This is a genomic window from Shewanella sp. YLB-07 (assembly GCF_009377275.1).
Genome location: NZ_VOQB01000043.1, coordinates 1 through 1,020, shown reverse-complemented (window position 1 = coordinate 1,020; position 1,020 = coordinate 1). Strand labels below are relative to the sequence as shown.

The following is a 1,020-nucleotide window of genomic DNA, read 5'->3' as shown; positions in this document are numbered from 1 at the left end:
TGGCACCGACAATGGTGATGATCACGTTGTGTGAGGCGGTGCCATCGGCACTGGTCACTGTGATGGTACGGGTCAGCGTCTGGCCGTCAGTCAGTGACTGCACATCTGCATGGTCGTTATTAAGTGTGTAAGTCCAGTTGCCGTCAGCGTCGATGCTAAAGCTACCGTAGTTGCCATCGGCGACATCAGATTGTACCTGGAATACCGCTTCGCCAGTATCCACATCGGTGACGGTCAAGCTGCCAGAGACCATTTCAACGGTCACTGCATCGGTATCGGTTGCGCCATCTTCAGTGACGGTGCCGGCATCGCTATCGCCTTGGCCAACGGTGATGTCAGCCGGGTCGTTGGCGCCGACAATGGTGATGATCACGTTGTGTGAGGCGGTGCCATCGGCACTGGTCACTGTGATGGTACGGGTCAGCGTCTGGCCGTCAGTCAGTGACTGCACATCGGCGTGGTCGTTATTAAGTGTGTAAGTCCAGTTGCCGTCAGCATCAATGCTAAAGCTACCATAGTTGCCATCGGCCACATCAGATTGTACCTGGAATACCGCTTCGCCGCTGTCTACGTCGGTGACGGTCAAGCTGCCTGAAACCATTTCAACGGTATCGACATCGGTATCTGATAGACCGTCTTCAGTGACGGTACCGGCATCGCTATCGCCCTGGCCGACGGTGATGTCAGCCGGGTCGTTGGCGCCGACAATGGTGATGATCACGTTGTGTGAGGCGGTGCCATCGGCACTGGTCACTGTGATGGTACGGGTCAGCGTCTGGCCGTCAGTCAGTGACTGCACATCGGCGTGGCTGTTATTTAGGGTGTAGCTCCAGTTGCCGTCAGCGTCGATGCTAAAGCTACCGTAGTTGCCATCGGCGACATCAGTTTGTACCTGGAATACCGCTTCGCCAGTATCCACGTCGGTGACGGTCAAGCTGCCAGAGACCATTTCAACGGTCACTGCATCGGTATCGGTTGCGCCATCTTCAGTGACGGTGCCGGCATCGCTATCGCCTTGGC

General features: G+C 56.4%; 1 protein-coding gene. It reads right to left on the bottom strand.

The window, feature by feature from the left end:
* Positions 1-1,020 (bottom strand): VCBS domain-containing protein (locus tag FS373_RS31375; RefSeq protein WP_194165966.1); only part of this gene is annotated, 1,020 nt, incomplete at both ends.